Raw genomic sequence first — 19,529 nt, 5'->3', positions numbered from 1 at the left:
ATCCGCTATCCAAAAAACACATCACCGGCGGCAATGGGCATGATCCTGCCAGCGCCGGTATCGAGCATCAACAAGCCATTATCATCAATCCCGGCGAATTGTCCGGAAATCGACCGGTCCGGTAAATTGACCGTGATCTTTTCACCGACGCCGCAGGCAATGGCGCGCCAGCGCGCGGTGATCTCGGCAATGCCGCGGCCCTGATCCCATATTTCCAGCAGTTCCGCCATCGCCGCGAAGAGATGGGCGAAGAGTTCCTCCGGCGAAGCCGCGCTCGCATGCTGGCGCAGGCAGGTGACGGGATAGAGCGGATTGTCCGGCATGACCGAAACATTGATGCCGATGCCGACGATCAACGCGTAACGGCCGTCCGGCAGCTGCTCGCCCTCGACGAGGATGCCGCAGGTCTTTTTCCGGCCGATGAGAATATCGTTCGGCCATTTGACCTCGAGCGATTCGGCGCCCGCGGGCAGCACCTGGCGGATCGCCTGGTGCACGGCGACGGCAACTGCCAGCGGCAGCGAGCCGAGGCGCTCCATCGGCGCCGGGTCGATCAATAGAAGAGACGCGTAGAGATTGCCGCGTTCGGACACCCAGAGACGGCCGCGGCGGCCGCGGCCGCCGGTCTGCCTCTCGGCCGTCACCCAGAGATTTCCGGGATCGCCCGCCCGCGCCCGGGCGAGGCATTCGCTGTTGGTGGATGATGTTTCCGACAGCGCCTCGTGCCTGAAATCGCCGAGCGATATCCGGCGCCGTCTGTCGGAAACCATCAGAAGAGCGTCGCGGCGGCAAGCTCTGCCGCGCCACCGATCGGGCCGCCGATCAGCACATAGGCGGTGACGAAGAGACCGGAGAGACCGAAGACCAGGCGCAGGGCGCTGGAGACACGGGCGAATTCGCCGGCCGCTTCATCGAACCACATCAGCTTGATGACGCGCAGATAATAATAGGCGCCGACGACCGAGGCGAGAACGCCGATGATGGCAAGCGCATAGAGCTTGGCTTCGATCGCGGCAACGAAGACGAAATACTTGGCGAAGAAACCGGCGAGCGGCGGAATACCGGCGAGCGAGAACATCAGCGCTGTTAGCACCACGGCCATGAACGGATTGGTCGCAGAAAGACCGGCGAGATCGTTGACGTCTTCGACAACGGTGCCGTCCTTGCGGCGCATCGACATGATGATCGCGAAAGTGCCGAGCGTCATGATCATGTAAATGACCATATAAAGCATAACGCCGGAAACACCGGTCTGGTTGCCGGCGGCAAGGCCGACCAGGGCATAACCCATATGGCCGATCGAGGAATAGGCCATCAGTCGCTTGATGTTCTTCTGGCCGATCGCAGCAAAGGAGCCGAGCAGCATCGAGGCGATTGAGATGAAGACGACGACCTGCTGCCAGTCGGCCAGGACCGGCTGGAAGGCGGTGATGACCATGCGTGTCATCATCGCCATAGCGGCAACCTTAGGGGCTGCGGCAAGGAAGGCGGTGACCGGCGTCGGCGCGCCTTCATAAACGTCCGGCGTCCACATGTGGAACGGAACGGCCGAGATTTTGAAGGCGATGCCGGCGAGGATGAAGACCAGGCCGAAGATGAGGCCGAGCGAGCGTGCACCTTCAACCGAAAGCGCCTGGGCGATTTCGGCGAAGTGAGTGTGGCCGGTGAAGCCGTAGACCAGCGACATGCCGTAGAGCAGCATGCCGGAGGACAGCGCGCCGAGCACGAAATATTTGAGGCCGGCTTCGGTCGACTTCAGGCTGTCGCGGTTGATCGCGGCGACGACGTAGAGCGCCAGCGACTGCAGTTCCAGCGCCAGATAGAGCGAAATCAGGTCGTTGGCCGAGATCATCAGCAGGATGCCGAGGGTCGCAAGCACCAGCAGAACCGGGAACTCGAACTTGTCGAGCTGATTTTCGCGGGCATGCCCCATCGTCATGAACAGCGCAACCAGCGAACCGATGAGCGCCACCAGCTTCATGAAGCGCGAGAAGCCGTCGGCCATGTAGACGCCGCCGAAGGCGAGGCCTTCCGCCGGCACGAAGAGCAGCCACAGGCCGGATGCGAGCAGCAGGACGATGGCAAGGCCGGTGACGACAAGGCCCGACCGCTCGCCTGAAAAGACGCCGACCATCAACAGGACCAGGGCGCCGACCGCGAGGATGAGCTCCGGCGCGGAAAGATGCAGACTGAGGAGAATTGTTTCAGCGGTCATGTCCGATAAGTCCCGTCATCATTTCATAGACAGCGCAACGTTCTGCGCTGCGTGCACGGCGGCCGTGTAGTTGTTGACCAGCAGATCCACCGAGGCGGCCGTCGCATCGAAGACCGGAGCCGGATAAACGCCGAAGAAGATGGTCAGCGCGACCAGCGGATAGAGGATCAGCTGTTCGCGTCTGGAAAGATCGAGCAGCGCCTTCAGCTTTTCCTTCTCCAGCGCGCCGAAGATCACCCGGCGATAGAGCCAGAGCGCGTAGGCGGCCGAAAGGATGACGCCGGTGGCGGCAAAGAGCGCGACCCAGGTGTTGACCCGGAAGACGCCGATCAGCGTCAGGAATTCGCCGATGAAGCCAGACGTGCCGGGAAGCCCGACATTGGCCATGGTGAAGACCATCATTGCCACGGCGTATTTCGGCATGTTGTTGACGAGGCCGCCATAGGCATTGATCTCGCGGGTATGGGTACGGTCGTAGACGACGCCGACGCAGAGGAAGAGCGCGCCGGAAACGATGCCGTGCGACAGCATCTGGAAGATCGACCCCTGAACACCCTGCATGTTGGCGGCGAAGATTCCCATGGTCACGTAGCCCATATGCGCCACGGAGGAATAGGCGATCAGCTTCTTCATGTCATCCTGCATCATTGCCACCAGCGAGGTGTAGATGATGGCGATGACCGACATGGCGAAGACGAGCGGCGCGAAATAATCAGACGCTACCGGGAACATGCCGAGCGAGAAGCGGATGAGACCGTAGCCGCCGAGCTTCAGGAGAACGCCGGCCAGGATCACCGAGCCTGCGGTCGGCGCCTGAACGTGCGCATCCGGAAGCCAGGTATGAACCGGCCACATCGGCATCTTCACCGCGAAGGAGGCAAAGAAGGCAAGCCAGAGCCAGGTCTGCAGCGCCGGCGGGAACTTGTAGGCGAGCAGCGCGGTGATGTCGGTCGTGCCGGCCTGCCAGTACATCGCCATGATGGCGAGCAGCATCAGCACCGAGCCGAGCAGCGTATAGAGGAAGAACTTGTAGCTCGCATAGACACGATCTCTTCCGCCCCAGACGCCGATGATCAGGAACATCGGGATGAGGCCCGCTTCGAAGAAGACGTAGAAGAGCACGATATCGAGCGAAACGAAAACGCCGACCATCATCGTTTCGAGGATGAGGAAGGCGATCATGTATTCCTTCAGGCGTTTCTCGATCGAGAGCCAGCTTGCCAGTACGCAGAAGGGCATGAGGAAGGTCGTCAGGATGACGAACAGCATGGAGATGCCGTCGACGCCAACATGATAGCCGATGCCGGTGCCGAGCCAGTCATGCTTTTCGACCATCTGGAAGCCGGGATTGGCATTGTCGAAGCCGATCCAGATGACGAGCGAAACGATGAAGGTGAAGACGGTGGTGAACAGCGAAATCGCCAGCACGTTCCTCCGGCCGCTTTCGCTGTCGCCATTCATCAAGAGCAGGAGCACCACGCCGGCGAGCGGCAGGAAGGTGACCGTTGAAAGAATAGGCCAATCGGTCATCAGAAGGAACTCCCGAGCATCATCCAGGTAACGAGCGCCGCAATGCCGAGCAGCATGGCGAAGGCATAGTGATAGAGGTAACCGGTCTGCAGGCGGACCACGCGATCGGTGACGGCGACGACGCGGGCGGCTACACCGTTCGGGCCATAGGTATCGATGACGCCGACGTCACCCTTCTTCCACAGGAAGCGGCCAAGCGCCCTTGCCGTGCGGACGAACAGGAAGTCGTAGAGTTCGTCGAAATACCACTTGTTGAGCAGGAAATGGTAGAGCACCCGGTGCTGCTTGGCGAGGACGCGCGGCGTCTGCGGCGAGCGGATATACATGTACCAGGCGATGACGAAGCCGAGCACCATGGCGATGAAGGGGCTCAAGCCTACGAGCGCCGGCACGTGGTGGAATTCTTCGACGAGTTCGTTTTCGGCGCCGGTGAAGAGCGCGCCCTTCCAGAACTCGGCGTATTCCTCGCCGTAGAACCTGCCTTCGAAGATCACGCCGGCCAGCACCGCGCCGATCGCCAAGAGATAAAGCGGTACCAGCATGACCTGCGGCGATTCATGCACATGGTGCATGACCTCATGCGAAGCGCGTGGCTTGCCGAAGAAGGTCATGAAGATCAGGCGCCAGGAATAGAAGCTCGTAAAGAGCGCAGCGATGACCAGCAGCGAGAAGGCAAAGCCTGCGACCGGCGAGTGCGATGCATAAGTCGCCTCAATGATCACGTCCTTGGAGAAGAAGCCGGCAAAGCCGAACGGCGTGAAGGGAATGCCGACACCGGTAATCGCCAGCGTGCCGATGATCATCAGGCCGCCTGTAACTTTAATATGCGGCCAAAGCCCGCCCATGTAGCGCATATCCTGCTCGCCATCGACGGCATGGATGACCGAGCCGGCGCAGAGGAAGAGCAGCGCCTTGAAGAAGGCGTGCGTGAAGAGATGGAAGATCGCTGCGCCATAGGCCCCTACCCCCAGCGCCACGAACATGTAGCCGAGCTGCGAGCAGGTGGAATAGGCGATGACGCGCTTGATGTCGTTCTGCACCAGGCCGACGGTTGCCGCGAAGAAAGCGGTGATCGCGCCGATCACGGTGACAACGGTCAGGGCGTCCGGCGACAATTCGAAGAGCGGCGACATGCGGGCGACGAGGAAGACGCCGGCGGTGACCATGGTGGCGGCATGGATGAGAGCCGAGACCGGGGTCGGGCCTTCCATGGCGTCCGGCAGCCAGGTGTGCAGCAGGAACTGGGCCGACTTGCCCATCGCGCCCATGAACAGCAACAGGCAGATGCCGGTCAGCGCATGCGCCTTGTCGAGCTGCATGCCAAAGAGGTTGAGGATCACCTCGCTCGCCTCACCGCCGCCTTCATGCGGGGCGAAATTCGATGCATTGGCGAAGATCGTATCGAGGTTGATCGAGCCGAACAGCACGAAGACGCCGGCAATGCCGAGCACGAAACCGAAGTCGCCGACGCGGTTGACGATGAAAGCCTTCATCGCCGCGGCCGTCGCCGACGGCTTCTTGAACCAGAAGCCGATCAGCAGATAGGAGGCGAGACCGACGCCTTCCCAGCCGAAGAACATTTGCGCAAGGTTGTCGGCCGTCACCAGCATCAGCATGGCGAAGGTGAAGAGCGAGAGATAGGCAAAGAAGCGGGGGCGATGCGGATCGGTATGCATGTAGCCGATCGAATAGATATGCACCAGCGTCGAGACCGTGTTGACCACGATCAGCATGACTGAGGTGAGCGTATCCACGCGCAGCGACCAGGAGACATCAACGCCGCCGGACTGGATCCAGCGCAGCACCTCGACCTTGATCGGCCCGCCTTCAAGATGGCCCATGCCGACGTTGAAGAAGACGATCCAGGAGAGGATGCCGGCGATGATCATCAAGCCGCTGGTAACATATTCCGAAGCCTTGGCGCCAATGGCGCGGCCGAATAGGCCGGCGACGATCGCGCCGATCAAGGGAAGAAAGACAATAGCCTTATAGAGGAACATGAGCCACTCAGCCCTTCATCATATTGACGTCTTCGACCGCGATCGAGCCGCGGTTGCGGTAGAAGACAACGAGAATTGCAAGACCGATCGCCGCTTCGGCAGCCGCGACCGTCAGAATGAACAGCGCGAAGACCTGACCGACAATGTCGTTCAGGAAGTGAGAGAAGGCGACCATGTTGATGTTGACGGCAAGCAGGATCAGTTCGACCGACATCAGGATGACGATGACGTTCTTCCGGTTCAGGAAGATACCGAAGACGCCGAGCGTGAAGAGGATGGCGCTGACCGTCAGGTAGTGGGAAAGTCCGATGACCATGTTCTTTGTTCCTTGACCTGCCTTTAGACGCCCTGCCCCGGCTTGACCGACACCACCTCGACGGCGGTGGCTGGCGTGCGGGCAACCTGCCTGGAAATATTCTGCCGCTTGATATTGGTGCGATGCCTCAGCGTCAGCACGATCGCACCGATCATGGCGACCAGCAGCACCAGGCCGGCAATCTGGAAGAAATAGACGTAGTTGGTGTAAAGCACGTCGCCGAGAGCGGCCGTATTGGTGCGCTCGGTGAGCGCCGGGATCGGCATGGCGACTGATTTGGCGATCTCGGGCGAGATGACGCTGCCGCCGATGACGACGATCAACTCGGCCGCCAAGATGATCCCGATCAATCCGCCGATCGGCGCATATTCGAGCACACCTGCCCTCAATTCGGTGAAGTCGATATCGAGCATCATCACCACGAAGAGGAAGAGGACGGCGACGGCGCCGACATAGACGACGAGCAGGATCATCGCCAGGAACTCGGCGCCGAGCAGCAGGAAGAGGCCGGCCGCGTTGAAGAACACCAGGATCAGGAACAGAACCGAGTGAACCGGGTTCTTCGCCCAGATGACCATGAACGCCGACGCCACCGCGACAAAGGCGAAAAGGTAGAAAAATAGAGCCTGCAGACCCATGTTGGTGCCTTTTTCATCTTCCCCCGGGCAGCCGGGAGTTTTCCCTGCCCGATGGAGCTTCGCGGCACTCGCCGGCAAAGCTCCTGTGCATATTGACCGCGACAGAAGCGAGCAGCTCCGTCGCGGCATTTCAGATCTCAATCAGCGGTACGGCGAGTCGATCGCGATGTTGCGGGCGATTTCGCGCTCCCATCGGTCTCCATTATCGAGAAGGCGCGCCTTGTCGAAATAGAGCTCTTCGCGGGTTTCCGTCGCAAATTCGAAATTCGGACCTTCGACGATCGCGTCGACCGGGCAGGCTTCCTGGCAGAAGCCGCAATAGATGCACTTCACCATATCGATGTCGTAGCGCACGGTGCGGCGTGTGCCGTCGTTGCGGCGCGGACCGGCCTCGATGGTGATCGCCTGGGCAGGACAGATCGCCTCGCAGAGCTTGCAGGCGATGCAGCGTTCCTCGCCGTTCGGATAACGGCGCAGTGCATGCTCGCCGCGGAAGCGCGGGGAGACCGGACCCTTTTCGAAGGGGTAGTTGATGGTCGCCTTCTGGCGGAAGAAATAGCGCATCGACAGAAAGAACGCGCCGAAGAATTCCTTGAGGAACAGCGAGTTGATGGAGCTGGACAAGCTTGCCATCTTCAACCTCCAATTTTGCCGCAAACGAGAGCTGGGATCATTACGCCCATCCCATCAGTTTCAGCACGAATGCAACGATGATGACCATGGCGAGCGACAGCGGCAGGAAGACCTTCCAGCCGAGGCGCATGAGCTGGTCGTAGCGGTAGCGCGGGACGAAGGCCTTGACCATCGCGAACATGAAGAACACGAAGCAGGCCTTCAGCATGAACCAGATGATGCCGGGAACCCAGTTGAGGATCCAGATATCGACCGGAGGCAGCCAGCCGCCGAGGAAGAGGATCGTCGTCAGCGAGCACATCAGGCAGACGGCCGCATATTCGCCGAGCATGAACATCATGTATGGCGAGGAACCGTATTCGACCATGAAGCCGGCGACGAGTTCCGATTCGGCTTCCGGAAGGTCGAACGGCGGACGGTTCGTCTCGGCGAGCGCCGAAATAAAGAAGACGATGAACATCGGAAACAGCGACAGCCAATGCCAGTCGAGGAACGAGGCCGGCAGGCCGAGCATGGTGCCGAGGCCATTGTGCTGCGCATTGACGATGTCGGTCAGGTTGAGCGATCCGACGCAGAGCAGAACGGTGACAATGACGAAGCCGATCGAGACTTCATAGGACACCATCTGCGCGGCCGAGCGCAGCGCGCCGAGGAACGGATATTTCGAGTTCGATGCCCAACCGCCCATGATGATGCCATAGACTTCGAGCGAGGAGATCGCAAAGATATAGAGAATGCCGACATTGATGTTGGCGATCACCCAGCCGTCGGCGAGCGGCACCACCGCCCAGGTCGACAGCGCCAGAAGCACGGTCACCAGCGGAGCGAGCAGAAACACCGCCTTGTTGGCGCCGGCCGGAATGATCGGCTCCTTGAAGACAAACTTCAGAAGGTCGGCGAAGGACTGGAACAGGCCGAAGGGACCGACGACGTTCGGACCGCGGCGCAGCTGCACCGCCGCCCAGATCTTGCGGTCGGCAAGCAGCACGTAAGCGATGAAGACGAGTAGGCAGACGAGAAGCAGCAGCGACTGACCGATCATGATGATCCCCGGCCAGACATAGGTTGAGAAGAAAGAATCCATGAGTTCCTGCCCTTACTCTGCCGCGACTTTGAAGTTGTTGCGGGCCAATGCCGAGCACTCGGCCATGACAGCCGAGGCGCGCGCGATCGGGTTCGTCAAATAGAAGTCTTTGACCGGCGACGCAAACCCTGACTTGTTCATCTTGCCGGCTTTTTTCGCGACTGCGGCAATTTGGGCGCTATCGGTTTCGGCGATCTCGTCGATGGCGGCGAAATGCGGGAAAGCGGCATAGAGCCGGCCACGCAACTCACTCAGCGAATCGAAGGGAAGCTTCTTGCCGAGCACATCGGACAGGGCACGGATGATCGCCCAGTCCTCACGGGCATCGCCCGGCGCAAAGCCTGCTCGGTTGCCCATCTGGACGCGGCCTTCGGTGTTGACCCAGGTGCCGGACTTTTCGGTATAGGCGGCGGCCGGCAGGATGACGTCGGCATGGTGCGCACCGTTGTCGCCGTGCGAGCCGATATAGACAGTCAGCCCCGCCTTCTTGGCGGTGAAGTCGAGTTCGTCGGCGCCGAGCAGGAAGAGCACGTCCATCGACGTCAGCATTTCGGCGGCATTGACGCCCTTGGCGCCCGGCACGAAACCGAGATCGAGGCCACCGACGCGCGAGGCGGCGGTGTGAAGAACAGCGAAGCCGTTCCAGCCTTCGACAACTGCGCCGACCGAACCGGCGAGCTTGGCGGCACTGGCGAGAACGCCAGCGCTGTCGCTGCGAGACAGCGCGCCCTGGCCAATGATGATCATCGGCTTGGCGGCGTTCTTCAGGACATCAGCGAAGGCGTGAGTGCCGTCGACCAGATCCTTCAGCGTGTCGGGACCGCCACCGAGATAGTCATAGCTGTAGCGCAGTTCGCCGGGCTCGCCGATGACGCCGATCGGGAACTTGCCACGGCGCCAGCGCTTGCGGATGCGGGCATTCAGGATTGCCGCCTCAAAGCGCGGATTGGTGCCGATGATCAGCAGCGCGTCGGCTTGATCGATGCCTGCGATGGTCGGGTTGAAGATGTAGCTTGCGCGGCCGAGCGACGGGTCGAGTGCCGCCCCATCCTGGCGACAGTCGAGATTGGCCGATCCGAGCGACTTCACCAGTTCGGAGAGCGCATACATTTCCTCGACGGAAGCGAGATCGCCGGCGATCGCGCCGATCTTGTCGCCCGAGGTGGCGCCGACGGCGGCCTTGATAGCGCCGAAGGCCTCGGCCCAGCTCGCCGGCTGCAGACGGCCGTCGCGGCGGACATAAGGCCGGTCGAGGCGCTGGGTCTTCAGCCCGTCCCAGATGAAGCGGCTCTTGTCGGAAATCCACTCTTCGTTGATCGCCTCATTGACGCGCGGCAGGATGCGCATGACCTCACGGCCGCGGGTGTCGACTCGGATCGCCGAACCGACGGCATCCATGACGTCGATCGATTCAGTCTTGTTCAGCTCCCAGGGGCGCGCGGTGAAGGCGAAGGGCTTGGAGGTGAGCGCGCCAACCGGGCAAAGGTCGACGACGTTACCCTGCAGTTCGGAGGTCATCGCCTGTTCGAGATAGGTGGTGATCTCGGCATCCTCACCGCGGCCGATCAGACCGAGTTCGGAGATGCCGGCGACTTCGGTGGTGAAGCGGACGCAACGCGTGCAATGGATGCAGCGGTTCATCACCGTCTTGACAAGCGGGCCGATATACTTGTCCTCGACGGCGCGTTTGTCTTCCTGATAACGCGAGGTGTCGATGCCGAAGGCCATCGCCTGGTCCTGCAGGTCGCATTCGCCACCCTGGTCGCAGATCGGGCAATCGAGCGGATGGTTGATCAGCAGGAATTCCATCACGCCTTCGCGGGCCTTCTTGACCATCGGCGTGTTGGTGAAGACCTCGGGCAGTTCGCCGTTCGGGCCGCCGCGGATGTCGCGAACGCTCATGGCGCAGGAAGCCTGCGGCTTCGGCGGGCCGCCCTTCACTTCGACAAGGCACATGCGGCAATTGCCGGCAACCGACAGGCGTTCATGGAAGCAGAAGCGCGGAACCTCGGCCCCGGCATCCTCGCACGCCTGCAATAGCGTGAAATGATCCGGAACTTCGATCTCGTTGCCGTCAATCTTCAGTTTTGCCATCGTCGCTCAGTCCTGTTTTCCGTTTGCCTGATGACGGCAAACAAACCTGTTTTTGCAACATTCTCTTTGCCGAGCCGGATCTTTCGTCCTGCCGGCAGCCGATGTCGCCCAAATTTTCTGTCGCGCGTTCCAGACGCGGAACCCGCACCGGCATCTGCAGCGTGAGGCTCCCGCCCCTGCGCCGATCCGCCCTATCTCCGGCCGGTTTGCACGGCCGGACAGTTCATTTCCTTCTGCGGCCCCGCCCGGCGAGAACCTTCGCCTGGCCGATCCAGTCGTCGCGGGCGATGCGGCCGTTGAAGCCAAGATCGGCGTCGAGCCGGGCGATGTCCTCGTCGGTCCAGGCGGCAATCTCAGCAAAGCTGCGAACGCCCCTGGCATTCAGCACCTGCTCCAGCTTCGGGCCGATGCCGGCGATCAGCTTGAGATCGTCGGCCTTTGCAGTCCGCGCAATCGGCTTTGCATTCGCGACCGACTTTGCCTTGCTGGCCGGCTGGGGTTCGCTTGCCGGGATGGGCGCGCTCGCCGGTTTAACCACGGTCAGTCTCGGCCCTGCCTTCTTCTCGAGCTCGGGTTTGTCGGCCGCGGGCTTGGTGAAAACCTTGACGGCCGGACGGATATTTTCCGGCCGGATGTCGACATCGGGCACCGGTTCGTCCGGCGGCGTATCGTCGAGGGCGGCCGCGAGCTTGCCGGTCGTTTCCAGCGCGCTCTGGAAGGCCCCGAAAAAGGCGCCCGCCATTTGTGTCGAGAAACCGAAGCCGATCGCGGTTGCGGCGGCAAAGGCTGCGGCGGGATGCGCCATCAGCGGATGCACAGGCAACGCCTGTGCGTTTTCCAGCATCTCGGCGGCAAGACGGCCGAAGCCGGCCGCGATATCGGCTGTCTCTTCCTTCTTCCCACTTTTCGATGCCTTGTCCGTCATGATTATTCAGCCGCCTCCAGAACCGCGCCGTGGTCGAGCGCGCTTGCGGTATACTGGTCGATGCGCTTTTCGATCTCGGGGCGGAAGTTACGGATCAGACCCTGCACCGGCCATGCGGCGGCGTCGCCGAGCGCACAGATGGTGTGGCCTTCGATCTGCTTCGTCACCTGAAACAGCATGTCGATTTCGCGCTTCTGGGCATTGCCCTTGGCCATGCGTTCCATCACCCGCCACATCCAGCCGGTGCCTTCGCGGCAGGGCGTGCACTGGCCGCAGCTCTCATGCTTGAAGAAGGCGGAGATGCGGGCGATCGCCTTGATGACGTCGGTGGACTTGTCCATGACGATCGCGGCGGCCGTGCCGAAGGAAGAGCCGACGCCGCGCAGGCCATCGAAATCCATCGGGCAGTCGATGATGTCCTTGGCCGGAACGATCGGGCAGGATGCGCCGCCCGGAATGACGGCGAGCAGATTGTCCCAACCGCCGCGGATGCCGCCGGCATGGCGGTCCACCAGTTCGCGGAAGGTAATGCCCATTTCCTCTTCGACCGTGCACGGCTTGTTGACGTGGCCGGAGAGCATGAACAGCTTGGTGCCGACATTGTTCGGGCGGCCGATGGACGAGAACCAGCCGGCGCCGCGGCGCAGGATCGTCGGCGCCACAGCAATCGATTCGACGTTGTTAACCGTCGTCGGGCAGCCGTAGAGACCCATATTGGCCGGGAACGGCGGCTTCAGGCGCGGCTGGCCCTTCTTGCCTTCGAGGCTTTCAAGCAGCGCGGTCTCTTCGCCGCAGATATAGGCGCCGGCGCCGTGATGGACGAAGATGTCCATGTCCCAGCCGAGCTTGTTATTCTTGCCGAGCAGGCCGTAGTCATAACATTCGTCGATCGCCGCCTGCAGCGCCTCGCGCTCGCGGATATATTCGCCGCGCACATAGATATAAGCGGTATTGGCGCCCATGGCGAAGCTTGCGACGACGCAGCCTTCGATCAGCGTGTGCGGATCGTGGCGCATGATGTCGCGGTCCTTGCAGGTGCCGGGCTCCGATTCGTCGGCATTGACGACGAGGTAATGCGGACGGCCGTCGCTTTCCTTCGGCATGAAGGACCATTTGAGACCCGTGGGGAAGCCGGCGCCACCGCGGCCGCGAAGGCCAGAGGCCTTCATCTCGTTGATGATCCAGTCGCGGCCTTTTTCGAGGATCTGCTTGGTGCCGTCCCAGTGGCCGCGGCTCATCGCGCCCTTCAGGGACTTGTCCTTGAGGCCGTAGATGTTGGTAAAGATGCGGTCTTTATCTTGTAACATGCTTCACCTCTTACCGCGGCTTCTTGCCGAAGACCTTGATATATTCCGCTTCGCCGCCCTTGGCGAGCGCCTTGGCCTGCTTGACCCAGTCGTCACGCTCGATGCGGCCGCGGAAATTCAGGTAGCCATCGACCCATTCGCGCTCGGCCTTCTTCCAGCGTGCCACCTGCGAGAAGGTGAAGATGCCGATTTCGTTCAATGTCGCCTCGATCTTCGGACCGACGCCGGAGATCATCTTCAGGTTATCCGGAGCGGCGGGCTTTTCGATGCCGGCCGGGCGGTTCTTGTCGGTCAGGCTTGGCTTGGCCGCCGGGGCGGTTTCGGCCTTCGCGGCCGGCGCCGGCTCGGCAGGCGCGGTGCCGGAAACCGGCTGCTGCTCGGCTGCCTTGGCGTTTTTCGCTGCCGCCTTCGGCGCCGTTGCCGGCGTCTTCAAGGTCGCATTGGTCTCGGCATCGGTGCTCTTCGGGCGGCCGGCCTCGGAGGGCGGGATCGGCGCGCCGTCGGCCGGCGCCGACACGCTTTCGGCATCGGTCTTCTTGGCGCGTGTCCTTGCCTTCGGCTCTTCCGTCGTCAGCGAGGTCAGGCCGCCTTCAGGTGCTGAGAATATCCGGTCGACCTGGGTGCCCGGCTTGATGCTCGCGCCATTGCCGGTGGCAAAGGAGTCGATGATCTCTTCGAGACGTTCGGGCGTCAGATCCTCATAGGTGTCCTTGCCGATCATCACCATCGGGGCGTTGACGCAGGCGCCAAGACACTCGACCTCTTCCCAGGAGAGCGTGCCTTCGGCATTGCGCTCGAAGGGGTGCGCGTGGATCTTGCTCTTGCAGACCGACATCAGCGCTTCCGAACCGCGCAGCATGCAGGGCGTGGTGCCGCAGACCTGGACATGGGCCCGCGTGCCGACGGGATGCAGCTGGAACTGCGTATAGAAGGTCGCGACCTCGAGCACTCTGATATAGGCCATGTCAAGCATGTCGGCGATCTTTTCGACCGCCGCGCGCGTGACCCAGCCGTCCTGTTCCTGCGCTCGCATCAGCAGCGGAATGACCGCCGATTGCTGGCGGCCGGCGGGGTATTTCTGGATCGTCTTGTCCGCCCAAACCGCATTTTCATCGCTGAAAGCGAATGCGGCAGGCTGAAATTGATCTTCGGCTAATCGACGAACGGACATTCTTCCTCACGCCTTGTCAGTTTAGGGTTCCACACCGCGAAGCGGTCAAAGACTGCATTTCGCAGGCATAGGCCGACTGGTCTTTCTGCATAAATACGACGAATTTTCCGCCGTTCGGAACGGCGGCCTTAATCTGATAGCCCTTGGACAAAAGCTCGCCCATGGACGATTGCTGCCCCGGCGGCGTCACTTCCTTATGACCCAGCGGCGTGCCGAGGGTGTCGGCCTCCTGGGCCGAAACCCCGGATGCCGCAAAAAGAATTGCGACGGCCAGCGGCAGAAGCTGCATCAGCGGTCCACCTCGCCGAAGACGATATCGAGCGAGCCAAGGACGGCAGCGACGTCGGCAAGCTGGTGGCCGCGGCACATAAAGTCCATCGCCTGCAGATGGGCGTAACCCGGAGCGCGGATCTTGCAGCGATACGGCTTGTTCGAGCCGTCGGAGACGAGATAGACGCCGAACTCGCCCTTCGGCGCCTCGACGGCGGCGTAAACCTCGCCGGCTGGCACGTGGTAGCCTTCGGTGTAGAGCTTGAAATGGTGGATCAGCGCCTCCATCGAGCGCTTCATCTCGCCGCGCTTCGGCGGCACGACCTTGCCGTCGATCGACGAGAACGGACCGGTCTTGGCATCCGAGAGCAGGCGATTGACGCACTGCTTCATGATGCGGACCGACTGGCGCATCTCGATCATGCGGATCAGATAGCGGTCGTAATTGTCGCCGTTCTTGCCGATCGGGATGTCGAATTCGAGATCGGAATAACATTCGTAAGGCTGGGCGCGACGCAGGTCCCAGGCAGCGCCCGAACCGCGCACCATGACGCCGGAGAAGCCCCAGGCCCAGCAATCTTCCAACGAGACGACGCCGATATCGACGTTGCGCTGCTTGAAGATGCGGTTGCCGGTGAGAAGGTCGTCGATATCATCGAGCGCCTTCAGGAAGGGATCGCACCAGTCGCCGATGTCCTGCACGAGCTTTTCCGGCAGATCCTGGTGGACGCCGCCCGGGCGGAAATAAGCGGCATGCATGCGCGAACCGCTGGCGCGTTCATAGAACACCATCAGCTTTTCACGCTCTTCAAAGCCCCAGAGCGGCGGCGTCAGCGCGCCGACGTCCATCGCCTGCGTCGTGACGTTCAAGAGATGCGAGAGGATGCGACCGATCTCCGAATAGAGCACGCGGATCAGCTGGCCGCGGATCGGGATCTCGATGCCGAGCAGCTTTTCGACGGCCAGCGCATAGGCATGCTCCTGGTTCATCGGCGCGACATAATCGAGCCGATCGAAATAGGGCACCGCCTGCAGATAGGTCTTGGTCTCGATCAGCTTCTCGGTGCCGCGATGCAACAGGCCGATATGCGGATCGACTCGCTCCACAATTTCGCCGTCAAGCTCCAGGACAAGACGAAGAACGCCGTGCGCCGCCGGATGCTGCGGTCCGAAATTGATATTGAAGTTGCGGACGTTATGTTCTGTCATGGCGATGGGCTCGCGTTCTCAGATAACCAGTGAATGACGGGCGCGGAGCCCGCCAGCCGCATTGAACTATTGTTTCGCTTTTTCGTCGCCAGGAAGCACATATTCCGTGCCTTCCCATGGCGACATGAAGTCGAAGTTGCGGAATTCCTGCTTGAGTTCCACCGGCTCGTAAACGACGCGCTTCGCGGCGTCGTCATACCGAACTTCAACGAAACCAGTGGTCGGGAAGTCTTTACGCAGCGGGTGGCCTTCGAAACCGTAGTCGGTCAGGATGCGACGCAGATCCGGGTGGCCGGTGAATAGGACGCCGTACATATCCCAGGTTTCGCGTTCGAACCAATCGGCGCCGGGATGAACCGCACAGGCCGATGGGACCGGCGTATCCTCGTCGGTCGCGACCTTGACACGGATGCGCAGGTTCCTCTTCGGCGACAGCAGATGATAGACGACGTCGAAACGCAGTTCGCGCTGCGGCCAGTCGACGCCGCAAATATCAATCAGATTGACGAATCCGCATTTGGCGTCGTCACGCAGGAAGGTCAGCAGCGCGATCAGGTTCTCACCCGTCGCCGTCAGCGTCAGCTCGCCATACTTCATTTGCGAAGCGGCGATCAGGTTGCCGCGCGTTTCGCCAAGATAGGAGGCAAGCTCAGTCAGGGCTTCACTCATATGCCTTGTCCTTAACCCTTAGCGTTCGATCGTGCCGGTGCGGCGGATCTTCTTCTGCAGCAGAAGCACGCCGTAAAGCAGTGCCTCCGCCGTGGGGGGACAGCCCGGCACGTAGATGTCGATCGGCACGACGCGGTCGCAACCGCGCACCACGGAATAGGAATAATGGTAATAGCCGCCGCCATTGGCGCAGGAGCCCATCGAGATGACATAACGCGGCTCGGGCATCTGGTCGTAAACCTTGCGCAGAGCCGGCGCCATCTTGTTGGTCAGCGTGCCAGCGACGATCATCACGTCGGACTGGCGCGGCGAAGCGCGCGGCGCGAAACCAAAGCGTTCGACGTCATAACGCGGCATTGACAGCTGCATCATTTCGACGGCGCAGCAGGCAAGACCGAAGGTCATCCACATCAGGGAGCCGGTGCGAGCCCAATTGATCAGTTCGTCCGTCGAGGTGACGAGGAAACCCTTGTCGGCGAGTTCGTTGTTGATCTCGCCAAAAAATGCGTCGTTGCTGCCGATCGGCTTGCCGGTCGACGGATCGATGATCCCCTTCGGCTGCGGCACGACGAGCGGCTGATTGCTCACAGGGGTCACTCCCATTCCAGGGCTCCCTTCTTCCATTCATAGATAAATCCGATGGTCAACACGAGGAGGAAGACCATCATGGACCAGAAGCCGAACCAGCCGATGGCGCCGAAGGAAACGGCCCAGGGGAAGAGGAAGGCGACCTCGAGGTCGAAGATGATGAAGAGGATCGACACCAGATAGAAGCGGATGTCGAACTTCATGCGGGCATCGTCGAAAGCGTTGAAGCCGCATTCGTAAGCCGAAAGCTTTTCCGAATCGGGCGCTTTGAAAGCCACGGCGAACGGCGCAATGAGCAGCGCCAGGCCGATGACAAGCGCGATACCAATGAAGATAGCGATCGGAATATAGGAACTGAGCAGTTCAGTCATCATGTTCATCCTTGCTTGCCGGAGGCGCCAGGCGGCGCATTTGGGCAATTGCCCGGCAAGCGAACGTGCGTTGCAACAAGCCGTGGTTAGCGCAGCCGAAGCCCCGGCGCAAGACTTTTACAGAGGCAATTCGACGCGTCGCGCGCGGACATTATCAAGCAGATGCAACGATGTCGCGACAAATCCGCAGAAGTCGATTCAAGCTGCATGCCTGACCCTTGGAAACTGCATGGCTTTCGGAAGAGAATGGCGCGAGTGACGGGGCTCGAACCCGCGACCTCCGGCGTGACAGGCCGGCACTCTAACCGACTGAGCTACACCCGCGCATAGTGGATGAAAGAGCCGGACCGTGGCGTCTGAACGCCTGCTTTGAAATGGCGCGAGTGACGGGGCTCGAACCCGCGACCTCCGGCGTGACAGGCCGGCACTCTAACCGACTGAGCTACACCCGCACTTCATTTCAAGCAATCCGGATGCCTTCGCACCCTCACCAAAACGGCTGCCCGTTTCGATGAGCGGCTAACTACGGGGTTCGCCTTTTAGTGTCAAGCAGGTTTGGAGACAAAACCATGACAGTCGTTGAATTGTTTCGGCAAAGCCGCTGCAGGAAGAACGGAAAGCCGGCAATTCCAACCTCCGCAGCCGTAGCGAGGCACGATCTGAGCCGACGGCGCAGGCAAAATGCGTAAGTCCGCCGCCTTCCCCTCCCCTTTATCCACAGGCGACCGCGCCCGATCGGCAGCGCAGACCAGCAGACGACCGCCAAAAAAATCAAAAATTCTTCACAAACACTCTTGCGGTTTTGCCGCGATCCGCATAGATCACGGCCACCAACGCAGCAGGCCGATCCGGCTTCGCCAGCGATGGGCGATTAGCTCAGTTGGTAGAGCGCCTCGTTTACACCGAGGATGTCGGGAGTTCGAGTCTCTCATCGCCCACCATTTTTTACAAAGTGCCAAACAGCTGGATAATGCCGAGGCTTCGCAGACAGACGCCCGCATTGATTCGTCACCATATTTGCAATTCCAGTTGCACAACCTATCCAGCCGAGGCGCCCGGCAGCTTTAGATGCGCCGCTCCTTGAAAGCCAGTGCTCCACCAAAACGGACTATCCCCGGCTGGCACGCCACTCCTATTGGGCGAATGGATGGGGGCGGGCAAAAGTGAGACTATTCGTCGCCCGGAAGTCTCCGCAGTTGAAGGCTTACGGCGCCGGGGGGTGCCATGAGAACTCTATGCTCCGCATTGACGCTGTGCATCGCGATCGCCCTTGGCGCGCCAAGCGCTACGTATGTCAGCCTGCCCGGATACGCGTTCAAAACGAATCCGAACTGCCAGCGCCACGTACCGAAGACGAAGTTTGACAGAAGGTGCGACCAGCCGAGACTGGGTTTCAAGGACTTTACGCCCCCGCTTGTGACCGTGCTCGGGATCTGAAGATCCTGCTCGGCTCCTAGCAAATCATCCTTTCGCCAGCTCTTGATCCACCGCCGAAACCAGCCGCGAATCGTCTGCCGTCACATCGGGCGCGAAGCGGGCGGCGATTTGGCCGTCGCGGCCGATCAGGAATTTTTCGAAATTCCAGAGGATGTCGTCCGCGTCGCCGCCTGATATGCCGTGGGATTTCAGGCGTTCGCGCATCGGACCCTCGCCCGTCGTCTTCACGCCCGATTTGGTCAGCTGCCGGTAGAGTGGGTGCTGCGCCTCGCCCTTGACCGAAATCTTAGAAAAAATCGGGAAGGTGACGTCGTAGGTGGTGGTGCAGAAATCGAGGATCTCGGCGTCGGTGCCGGGTTCCTGGCCCTTGAAGTCGTTGGCGGGGAAAGCGGCGATGACGAAGCCGCGCTCGCGCTTTTCGCCATAGAGTCTTTCAAGCCCCTCATATTGCGGCGTGAGCCCGCATTTCGAGGCGACGTTCACGATCAAGACCACCCTGCCCTTGTATTCGTTCAGCGTGGTCTGTCGACCATCCACCGTCTTGACCGGAATATCCAGCACATTGCCCGTCATGGGAACCTCCAATTGGCAAGGATCGTTCGGGGGAGCTTAGCGATAGCGCCGCCATTGTCATCAGGGTGAAGGATCAACTCGGCGTCGGCATCCCCGGCGTCGCCGTCTGGCGACACCGGGGAAGCCCCTCAGGCGGGTGAGGTTTCCCTTACGTCGTCGAGCAGGAAATGGACCACGAGGTAATCGGTCCTGTAGTGGCGGCCGCTGTCGGAGACGGATTCGACGCTGCCGCCATCCTTTGGATGCCAGGGATGGTAATGGGGATTAGTGGTGATGAGCGTGATGGCCTTGCCGGCGAACGGTCCCTCGCCCAACCGGAAACGCATCTCGGCGAGCGGCCAGATTCGCTCGTAATCTTCCATGGCGATTCGCGCCTTCAGCGCTTTCCGATGCAGCGGCTCGCCGGCGCCAGCCTCGGCGGACGATTCCAGCATCACTTCTTCGGCATCGGCAATGATGGCATTGAACTCTTCGGGCCACATCCGTCTCATGAAGTCGC

The 19,529-nt window shown here is 61.1% G+C and carries 20 protein-coding genes and 3 tRNA genes; 2 read left to right on the top strand and 21 right to left on the bottom strand.

The features are described 5' to 3' along the window. Positions 1 to 5 precede the first annotated feature (5 nt). The 19 genes from Tal182_RS08705 to Tal182_RS08615 all read right to left on the bottom strand — a co-directional run bounded on the left by Tal182_RS08705 (position 6) and on the right by Tal182_RS08615 (position 17,472). Positions 6 to 770, bottom strand: coding sequence for a biotin--[acetyl-CoA-carboxylase] ligase (locus tag Tal182_RS08705; RefSeq protein WP_085859168.1), 765 nt, complete (start codon positions 768 to 770; stop codon positions 6 to 8). Further along, the gene (nuoN, locus tag Tal182_RS08700) at positions 770 to 2,215 is read right to left on the bottom strand and encodes an NADH-quinone oxidoreductase subunit NuoN (protein WP_064801837.1); all 1,446 of its coding nucleotides are present in this window, start codon (positions 2,213 to 2,215) and stop codon (positions 770 to 772) included. The genes Tal182_RS08705 and nuoN overlap by 1 nt, the downstream gene beginning before the upstream one ends. 18 nt (positions 2,216 to 2,233) lie before the next feature. Continuing rightward, complete coding sequence (locus tag Tal182_RS08695) at positions 2,234 to 3,745, bottom strand: NADH-quinone oxidoreductase subunit M (protein WP_064801835.1); 1,512 nt, start codon at positions 3,743 to 3,745, stop codon at positions 2,234 to 2,236. Further along, positions 3,745 to 5,745, bottom strand: a complete 2,001-nt coding sequence (nuoL, locus tag Tal182_RS08690; RefSeq protein WP_085859167.1) for an NADH-quinone oxidoreductase subunit L — start codon at positions 5,743 to 5,745, stop codon at positions 3,745 to 3,747. The genes Tal182_RS08695 and nuoL overlap by 1 nt, the downstream gene beginning before the upstream one ends. 7 nt (positions 5,746 to 5,752) lie before the next feature. Continuing rightward, positions 5,753 to 6,061 (bottom strand): NADH-quinone oxidoreductase subunit NuoK, encoded by a 309-nt coding sequence (gene nuoK, locus Tal182_RS08685; protein ID WP_010066755.1) that lies wholly within the window; start codon positions 6,059 to 6,061, stop codon positions 5,753 to 5,755. 23 nt (positions 6,062 to 6,084) lie between these two features. Beyond that, positions 6,085 to 6,699 carry an NADH-quinone oxidoreductase subunit J gene (locus Tal182_RS08680; protein ID WP_085859166.1) on the bottom strand — a complete coding sequence of 205 codons (615 nt, stop codon included), beginning with the start codon at positions 6,697 to 6,699 and terminating at the stop codon, positions 6,085 to 6,087. Positions 6,700 to 6,840: 141 nt separating this feature from the next. After that, positions 6,841 to 7,332: an NADH-quinone oxidoreductase subunit NuoI gene (gene nuoI / locus Tal182_RS08675; protein WP_004680064.1), complete on the bottom strand. Its 492-nt coding sequence runs from the start codon at positions 7,330 to 7,332 to the stop codon at positions 6,841 to 6,843. A gap of 40 nt (positions 7,333 to 7,372) precedes the next feature. Beyond that, entirely contained in the window at positions 7,373 to 8,416 is a 1,044-nt protein-coding gene (gene nuoH / locus Tal182_RS08670; protein ID WP_064801830.1) for an NADH-quinone oxidoreductase subunit NuoH, read from the bottom strand. A 12-nt stretch (positions 8,417 to 8,428) separates the two neighbouring features. Continuing rightward, positions 8,429 to 10,510 carry an NADH-quinone oxidoreductase subunit NuoG gene (gene nuoG, locus Tal182_RS08665; protein WP_085859165.1) on the bottom strand — a complete coding sequence of 694 codons (2,082 nt, stop codon included), beginning with the start codon at positions 10,508 to 10,510 and terminating at the stop codon, positions 8,429 to 8,431. A 223-nt stretch (positions 10,511 to 10,733) separates the two neighbouring features. Further along, complete coding sequence (locus Tal182_RS08660) at positions 10,734 to 11,435, bottom strand: 5' DNA nuclease (RefSeq protein ID WP_085859164.1); 702 nt, start codon at positions 11,433 to 11,435, stop codon at positions 10,734 to 10,736. A 2-nt stretch (positions 11,436 to 11,437) separates the two neighbouring features. Further along, complete coding sequence (gene nuoF, locus Tal182_RS08655; RefSeq protein WP_064801825.1) at positions 11,438 to 12,742, bottom strand: NADH-quinone oxidoreductase subunit NuoF; 1,305 nt, start codon at positions 12,740 to 12,742, stop codon at positions 11,438 to 11,440. Between the two features lie 10 nt (positions 12,743 to 12,752). Next, on the bottom strand, positions 12,753 to 13,913 hold the full coding sequence (locus tag Tal182_RS08650; RefSeq protein ID WP_085859163.1) for an NADH-quinone oxidoreductase subunit E: 1,161 nt from the start codon (positions 13,911 to 13,913) through the stop codon (positions 12,753 to 12,755). Positions 13,914 to 13,929: 16 nt separating this feature from the next. After that, a complete protein-coding gene (locus tag Tal182_RS08645) occupies positions 13,930 to 14,202 on the bottom strand; it encodes a hypothetical protein (protein ID WP_064810114.1) in 273 nt (90 codons plus the stop codon). Further along, a complete protein-coding gene (locus Tal182_RS08640; RefSeq protein ID WP_064801819.1) occupies positions 14,202 to 15,392 on the bottom strand; it encodes an NADH-quinone oxidoreductase subunit D in 1,191 nt (396 codons plus the stop codon). The genes Tal182_RS08645 and Tal182_RS08640 overlap by 1 nt, the downstream gene beginning before the upstream one ends. Positions 15,393 to 15,458: 66 nt before the next feature. Then, positions 15,459 to 16,061: an NADH-quinone oxidoreductase subunit C gene (locus Tal182_RS08635; protein WP_085859162.1), complete on the bottom strand. Its 603-nt coding sequence runs from the start codon at positions 16,059 to 16,061 to the stop codon at positions 15,459 to 15,461. 18 nt (positions 16,062 to 16,079) lie between these two features. Further along, positions 16,080 to 16,664, bottom strand: a complete 585-nt coding sequence (locus Tal182_RS08630; RefSeq protein WP_085859161.1) for an NADH-quinone oxidoreductase subunit B — start codon at positions 16,662 to 16,664, stop codon at positions 16,080 to 16,082. Then, positions 16,655 to 17,020, bottom strand: coding sequence for an NADH-quinone oxidoreductase subunit A (locus Tal182_RS08625; RefSeq protein WP_008521906.1), 366 nt, complete (start codon positions 17,018 to 17,020; stop codon positions 16,655 to 16,657). The genes Tal182_RS08630 and Tal182_RS08625 overlap by 10 nt, the downstream gene beginning before the upstream one ends. A gap of 247 nt (positions 17,021 to 17,267) precedes the next feature. Further along, a tRNA-Asp gene (locus tag Tal182_RS08620) sits at positions 17,268 to 17,344 on the bottom strand. 51 nt (positions 17,345 to 17,395) lie between these two features. Beyond that, positions 17,396 to 17,472, bottom strand: a tRNA-Asp gene (locus Tal182_RS08615). A 413-nt stretch (positions 17,473 to 17,885) separates the two neighbouring features. On the opposite strand from Tal182_RS08615, the gene Tal182_RS08610 reads away from it, so the two are divergent. Both Tal182_RS08610 and Tal182_RS33185 read left to right on the top strand, forming a co-directional pair. Next, positions 17,886 to 17,961 (top strand) — tRNA-Val (locus tag Tal182_RS08610). Positions 17,962 to 18,244: 283 nt separating this feature from the next. Continuing rightward, the gene (locus Tal182_RS33185) at positions 18,245 to 18,457 is read left to right on the top strand and encodes a hypothetical protein (protein ID WP_064811676.1); all 213 of its coding nucleotides are present in this window, start codon (positions 18,245 to 18,247) and stop codon (positions 18,455 to 18,457) included. A 24-nt stretch (positions 18,458 to 18,481) separates the two neighbouring features. Here Tal182_RS33185 and Tal182_RS08600 read toward each other — a convergent pair whose 3' ends face one another. Both Tal182_RS08600 and Tal182_RS08595 read right to left on the bottom strand, forming a co-directional pair. Beyond that, positions 18,482 to 19,030 (bottom strand): glutathione peroxidase, encoded by a 549-nt coding sequence (locus Tal182_RS08600; RefSeq protein ID WP_085859160.1) that lies wholly within the window; start codon positions 19,028 to 19,030, stop codon positions 18,482 to 18,484. 128 nt (positions 19,031 to 19,158) lie between these two features. Then, positions 19,159 to 19,521 (bottom strand): hypothetical protein, encoded by a 363-nt coding sequence (locus Tal182_RS08595; RefSeq protein ID WP_085859159.1) that lies wholly within the window; start codon positions 19,519 to 19,521, stop codon positions 19,159 to 19,161. Between the last annotated feature and the right edge of the window lie 8 nt (positions 19,522 to 19,529).

Source organism: Rhizobium sp. TAL182, assembly GCF_002117725.1.
GTDB lineage: Bacteria > Pseudomonadota > Alphaproteobacteria > Rhizobiales > Rhizobiaceae > Rhizobium > Rhizobium esperanzae.
This window is presented reverse-complemented; position numbering and strand designations above follow the sequence as displayed.

Bases quoted from the DNA above. Each gene is read 5' to 3' on its own strand.
- Tal182_RS08705 (WP_085859168.1), bottom strand. From the start codon at position 770: ATGGTTTCCGACAGACGGCGCCGGATATCGCTCGGCGATTTCAGGCAC.
- nuoN (WP_064801837.1), bottom strand. From the start codon at position 2,215: ATGACCGCTGAAACAATTCTCCTCAGTCTGCATCTTTCCGCGCCGGAG.
- Tal182_RS08695 (WP_064801835.1), bottom strand. From the start codon at position 3,745: ATGACCGATTGGCCTATTCTTTCAACGGTCACCTTCCTGCCGCTCGCC.
- nuoL (WP_085859167.1), bottom strand. From the start codon at position 5,745: ATGTTCCTCTATAAGGCTATTGTCTTTCTTCCCTTGATCGGCGCGATC.
- nuoK (WP_010066755.1), bottom strand. From the start codon at position 6,061: ATGGTCATCGGACTTTCCCACTACCTGACGGTCAGCGCCATCCTCTTC.
- Tal182_RS08680 (WP_085859166.1), bottom strand. From the start codon at position 6,699: ATGGGTCTGCAGGCTCTATTTTTCTACCTTTTCGCCTTTGTCGCGGTG.
- nuoI (WP_004680064.1), bottom strand. From the start codon at position 7,332: ATGGCAAGCTTGTCCAGCTCCATCAACTCGCTGTTCCTCAAGGAATTC.
- nuoH (WP_064801830.1), bottom strand. From the start codon at position 8,416: ATGGATTCTTTCTTCTCAACCTATGTCTGGCCGGGGATCATCATGATC.
- nuoG (WP_085859165.1), bottom strand. From the start codon at position 10,510: ATGGCAAAACTGAAGATTGACGGCAACGAGATCGAAGTTCCGGATCAT.
- Tal182_RS08660 (WP_085859164.1), bottom strand. From the start codon at position 11,435: ATGACGGACAAGGCATCGAAAAGTGGGAAGAAGGAAGAGACAGCCGAT.
- nuoF (WP_064801825.1), bottom strand. From the start codon at position 12,742: ATGTTACAAGATAAAGACCGCATCTTTACCAACATCTACGGCCTCAAG.
- Tal182_RS08650 (WP_085859163.1), bottom strand. From the start codon at position 13,913: ATGTCCGTTCGTCGATTAGCCGAAGATCAATTTCAGCCTGCCGCATTC.
- Tal182_RS08645 (WP_064810114.1), bottom strand. From the start codon at position 14,202: ATGCAGCTTCTGCCGCTGGCCGTCGCAATTCTTTTTGCGGCATCCGGG.
- Tal182_RS08640 (WP_064801819.1), bottom strand. From the start codon at position 15,392: ATGACAGAACATAACGTCCGCAACTTCAATATCAATTTCGGACCGCAG.
- Tal182_RS08635 (WP_085859162.1), bottom strand. From the start codon at position 16,061: ATGAGTGAAGCCCTGACTGAGCTTGCCTCCTATCTTGGCGAAACGCGC.
- Tal182_RS08630 (WP_085859161.1), bottom strand. From the start codon at position 16,664: ATGGGAGTGACCCCTGTGAGCAATCAGCCGCTCGTCGTGCCGCAGCCG.
- Tal182_RS08625 (WP_008521906.1), bottom strand. From the start codon at position 17,020: ATGACTGAACTGCTCAGTTCCTATATTCCGATCGCTATCTTCATTGGT.
- Tal182_RS33185 (WP_064811676.1), top strand. From the start codon at position 18,245: ATGAGAACTCTATGCTCCGCATTGACGCTGTGCATCGCGATCGCCCTT.
- Tal182_RS08600 (WP_085859160.1), bottom strand. From the start codon at position 19,030: ATGACGGGCAATGTGCTGGATATTCCGGTCAAGACGGTGGATGGTCGA.
- Tal182_RS08595 (WP_085859159.1), bottom strand. From the start codon at position 19,521: ATGAGACGGATGTGGCCCGAAGAGTTCAATGCCATCATTGCCGATGCC.